5 protein-coding genes are annotated in these 4562 nt (G+C 73.8%); 1 reads left to right on the top strand and 4 read right to left on the bottom strand.

Annotated features, from left to right (window positions below):
• Nucleotides 1-325, top strand: a 325-nt coding sequence (locus VGD85_RS00680) for an Hpt domain-containing protein (RefSeq protein WP_331061523.1), incomplete at its 5' end; no start/stop codon positions are given.
• Here the strand turns inward: VGD85_RS00680 and VGD85_RS00675 are convergent.
• From VGD85_RS00675 to VGD85_RS00660, 4 genes are all read right to left on the bottom strand, one after another.
• Nucleotides 315-1280, bottom strand: coding sequence for an acyl-CoA dehydrogenase family protein (locus VGD85_RS00675; protein WP_331061522.1), 966 nt, complete (start codon nt 1278-1280; stop codon nt 315-317). The genes VGD85_RS00680 and VGD85_RS00675 overlap by 11 nt on opposite strands.
• The gene (locus tag VGD85_RS00670; protein ID WP_331061521.1) at nt 1280-2149 is read right to left on the bottom strand and encodes an acyl-CoA dehydrogenase family protein; all 870 of its coding nucleotides are present in this window, start codon (nt 2147-2149) and stop codon (nt 1280-1282) included. Before VGD85_RS00670 ends, VGD85_RS00675 begins: the two co-directional genes overlap by 1 nt.
• The gene (locus tag VGD85_RS00665; protein WP_331061520.1) at nt 2146-3324 is read right to left on the bottom strand and encodes an acyl-CoA dehydrogenase family protein; all 1179 of its coding nucleotides are present in this window, start codon (nt 3322-3324) and stop codon (nt 2146-2148) included. The genes VGD85_RS00670 and VGD85_RS00665 overlap by 4 nt, the downstream gene beginning before the upstream one ends.
• Nucleotides 3324-4562: AMP-binding protein (locus tag VGD85_RS00660; RefSeq protein ID WP_331061519.1), on the bottom strand; the 1239-nt coding region annotated here is incomplete at its 5' end. The genes VGD85_RS00660 and VGD85_RS00665, both read right to left, overlap by 1 nt.

Below are 4562 nucleotides of genomic sequence, written 5' to 3'. Positions count from 1 at the left end.
CCCCGAGCGGCTCGGGATCCTGCGCGGTCTGGGCGCGCCCGGTGGCGGGCTGCTCGCCGCGGCGGCGGGAGCCTTCGCGACGGCGGCACCCGTGCTGCTCGAGACCATCCGCACGGCCGTGGCGGCCGGCGACCAGCTCGGGTTGCGGCGGGCGGCGCACGAGATCGCCGGCACCGCCGCCAACCTCGGCGCGGCGCGGGTCGCAGACCTCGCGCGGCAGATCGAGGGCGCCGCCGCGGGCGGCGTGGACACCGGTCTCGTCGATCGTCTGGAGGCCGAGCTCGCGGACGCCAACGACGCACTGACCGAGGCGATCAGAGCGTGACCGCCGCCCGGTGCTCGTGCGGGGCGCCGAAGAGCTGACCCAGGGCGTGCGCCCGCTTGAACACCAGGTGCGCGTCGTGCTCCCAGGTGATCGCGATCCCGCCGTGCAGCTGGATCGTCTCCGCGGCGATGTGCGCCAGCGCCTCGCCGCAGTGGGCCTTCGCCACGTGGGCGAGCCGCTCGGCGTCGTCGGTGCGATGGGCGACGGCGTACGACGCCGCCCACGACGCGGAGCGCGCCATCTCGAGCCGCACGTACATGTCGGCCATCCGGTGCTTGAGCGCCTGGAAGGAGCCGATGGGCCGGCCGAACTGCACCCGCTCCTGCGAGTAGGACACGGTCATCTCCAGCCCCCGCGCGGCGCAGCCGACCGCGAGCGCCGCGCACCCGACCGCGCCGACCAGGCTGGCGCGGTCGCGGGCGGCCGGACCGTCCCCGATCCGCGTGCCCGACGCGAGATCGGTGCGCACCCTCGCCAGCCGCAGCGTCTGGTCCATCGACGGCGTCCACGCGCGCTCGGCGTCGCCCACCTCGAAGAGCCCGTCGTCCGTCGCGATCACGAGCACCGACGCGAGGTCGCCGTCGAGCACGTCGCGGGCGTCGGTGCCCTCGGCGAACGCCGCCACCTCGCCCGCGGCCAGCCGGGGGAGCAGCCGATGCCGGGCGTCCTCCGAGGCGCCGGCCAGCAGGGCCTCGGAGGCCACCAGCGACGACAACAGCGGGGAGGGGGCCAGCGAGCGGCCCACCTCCTCGAGCGCCACGAGCGCCTCGAAGAGCGAGAACCCGGCCCCGCTGTACTCCTCGGGGATGCCGAGCGCGGCGACCCCGATCTGCTCGCAGAGCATCCGCCAGAGCGCCTCGTCGTAGGTCTCGGCGCGCGGGTCGGCGCGCTTCGCGAGCAGTGCCCGCACCGTCGCGGCGAGCTCCTGCTGCTCCTCGGAGAGTGCGAACTCCATCAGCCCACCAGCCCCTCGAGCAGCCGGGCCCGGTGGTGGGCCGGCGTGCCCCAGGCCGTGACGAGGGCGCGCACCTTGGTCAGCCAGATGCTCAGGTCGAGCTCCTGGGTGTACCCGATCGCGCCGTGCACCTGCAGGCCCGTGCGCGAGGAGAGGTACGCCGCGTCCGCGCACGCGACCTTGGCCGCCGAGGCCGGCACCTCGCCGAGCGCCGCGCCCAGCACCAGCGGCCGGGCGAAGTCGAGCGCGATCCGCACGTCGGCCAGCGCGTGCTTGATCGCCTGGTAGGAGCCGATCTCGCGACCGAACTGCCGGCGCTGCTTGGCGTAGGCCACGGTGTCGGCGAGGATCCGCTCGCCGGCCCCGAGCAGCTGGGCCGACACCGCGAGCACCGCGAGCTCGAACGCCGGGTCGTGCACCTCGCCCGCCCCGGCCACCTCGAAGAGCCGTCGCGTCGGGTCGACCGAGCGGTGCCGCCGCCCGATCGACCGCGCCGGCGCGGACCCGAGGTACACCTGGTCGGCGACGTCGGCGTCGAGGGCGTAGGGCACGACCGGCGGCAGCGCGACCGTGGCCATGCCCTCGACCTCGTGGCCGAGCGCGACCGGGAGGTACGCCGCGGACTCGACCCACGGGCCGGGCACGGCGTGCCGGCCGAGCGCCTCGAAGGCGATCACCACCTCGACCGGGGTCGCGTCCGTGGCCAGCGACGGCACGCCGAGATCGGCGAGCCGGGACCACAGCTTCACGCCGGGGTCGTGGTCGCCGTCGGCCCAGGCCCGGGCGATCGCGGCGGTGCCGGCGGAGGAGAGGAGAGACTCGAGCGCGGACGCGAAGTCGCGCTGGTCGTCGTCGAGCACGAACCTCACTGCCGCACCCCCTTCTGGGCGCCCTGCTGGGCGCCCTTGGGCTCACGCGGGAGACCGAGGATCCGCTCGGCCACGATGTTGCGCTGGATCTCGTTCGTGCCGGCGTAGATCGGCCCGGAGAGCGCGAACGTGTAGCCGTCGAGCCAGGTCGACTCGACCTCCGCCTCGGGGCCGAGCAGGTCGAGAGCGGTCTCGTGCAGGGCGATGTCGAGCTCGGACCAGAAGACCTTGTTCACCGAGCCGGCGGCGCCCATCTCGCCGCCGTCGGCCAGCCGGGTCACCGTGCCCCAGGTGTAGAGCCGGTAGGCCTGCGCCTCGATCCAGGCGTCGACCACGCGGTCGGCCGCGCCGGCCGGCGGCTGCGGCGTACGTCGGTAGAGGTCGAGCAACCGGTCCGCGGCGGCGCAGAACCGGCCGGGGGAGCGCAGGGACAGTCCGCGCTCGTTGCCGGCCGTCGACATCGCGACCCGCCACCCGTCGCCGGGCGCGCCGAGCACGTCGGCGTCGGGGACGAACACGTCCTCGAAGAACACCTCGGCGAAGCCGACCTCGCCGTCGAGCTGGGCGATCGGGCGGACCGTGACGCCCTCGGCGTCCAGTGGGAACAGGAAGTAGGTCAGCCCGCGGTGCCGCTCCTCGTCGGGGTCGGAGCGGAACAGCCCGAAGCCCCAGTGGGCGAAGCTGGCCCGCGACGACCAGGTCTTCTGGCCGTTGAGGATCCAGCCGCCGCGCTCGGCGTCGCGCCGGGCGGTGGAGCGCAACGACGCGAGGTCGGAGCCGGCCCCGGGCTCGGACCAGCACTGCGCCCAGACGCGCTCACCGGTCGCCATCGTCGGCAGGAACCGGTCCTGCTGCTCCGTGGTGCCGTGGTCGAAGATGATCGGCGCGAGCAGGAAGATGCCGTTCTGGGAGACCCGGCCGGGCGCCCCGGCCCGGTAGTACTCCTCCTCGAAGATCACCCACTCCACCAGCGACGCCTCGCGGCCGTGGTACCGCTCCGGCCAGGACACCACCGCCCATCCGGCGTCGGCCAGCCGTCGCTCCCACTCCTGGTGGGCGGCGAAGCCGTCGGCGGTGTCCATCGACGGCAGCGGATCGGCCGGCACGTTCGCGGCCAGCCACGCGCGCGCCTCGTCGCGGAACGCGACCTCGGACTCGGACAGGGTGAGATCCATCAGGAGCCTCTCAACTGGGTCTTGAGCACCTTGCCGGACAGGTTGCGCGGCAGCCCGTCGACGACCTCGACGTGGCGCGGCACCTTGAAGTTCGCCAGCCGTTCCTTCGCGAAGGCGATCACCTCGTCGGGGGCGACCGAGCCGACGACGTACGCCTTGCCGACCTCGCCCATGCGCTCGTCGGGCACGCCGACGACCGCGACGTCGGTGATCCCGTCCATCCGAGCGAGCGCCTGCTCGACCTCGGCGGGATAGACGTTGAAGCCACCGGAGATGTACATGTCCTTGAGCCGGTCGGTGATCGAGAGGTTGCCGTGCTCGTCGAGGACGCCGACGTCGCCGGTGTGCAGCCACCCGTCCTCGTCGATCGCCGCGGCGGTGGCCTCGGGGTCGTCGAGGTAGCCGAGCATCACGTAGTCGCCGCGCACGAGGAGCTCGCCGTTCTCCTCATGGATCCGCGCCTCCATGCCGGGGATCGCGCGGCCGCAGGTGGTCGCGACCGTCTCCGCGGAGTCGCCGTCGCGGCACATGGTCACCACGACGGCCTCGGTCATCCCGAACGCCGTGACGACCTGGTCGATCTGCAGCTCCTCGCGCATCCGCTCGATGAGCACGACGGGCACGACGGCCGCCCCGGTCACCGCGAGCCGCAGCGAGGACAGGTCGCGGTCGGCGCGGCCCGGTGCACTGAGCAGCGACTGGTAGATCGTGGGCGCGCCGGGCAGCACGGTGATCCGTTCGGACTCGATCAGCCGCATCGTCTCCTCGACGTCGAAGGTCGCCAGCGGGTAGAGCGTGGCGCCGGTCAGCAGGCCGACGACGATGCCGATCTTGTAGCCGAAGGAGTGGAAGAACGGGTTGAGCACCAGGTAGCGGTCGTCCTGGCGTACCCCGCCCAGCTCGGCCCACGCGCGCGCGACGCCGATCGTCTGGCGGTGCGCGCTCATTGCGCCCTTGGAGCGCCCGGTGGTGCCGGAGGTGAAGAGGATGTCGGCGACGTCGTCCGGCGCGAGGTCCTCGTGCCGCATCCCCTCCGAGCGCTGGGCGCCGGCCCTGAGGTCGGACAGCGTGGTGATCAGGCGGTCCTCGACCCCCGCGTCGCGCAGCTCGCGCACCTGGTCGCGGCCGAGGAACCCGTCGTGCACCACGACCATCGCGGCGCCGGTGCGCCCGACGACGTCGGCCACCTCCGCGCCCACGTAGCGCGAGTTGACCGGCACCAGCACCGCGCCGGCGTA

The sequence above is a fragment of the Nocardioides sp. genome (assembly GCF_036401255.1).
Classification (GTDB): Bacteria; Actinomycetota; Actinomycetes; order Propionibacteriales; family Nocardioidaceae; genus Nocardioides.
The sequence above is the reverse complement of the archived record's forward strand: the minus strand, read 5'-3'. Positions and strand labels throughout refer to the sequence as shown.

What these genes read in the sequence shown, in the direction of transcription:
- VGD85_RS00675 (WP_331061522.1), bottom strand. Translation starts at nt 1,280, where the DNA reads ATGGAGTTCGCACTCTCCGAGGAGCAGCAGGAGCTCGCCGCGACGGTG.
- VGD85_RS00665 (WP_331061520.1), bottom strand. Translation starts at nt 3,324, where the DNA reads ATGGATCTCACCCTGTCCGAGTCCGAGGTCGCGTTCCGCGACGAGGCG.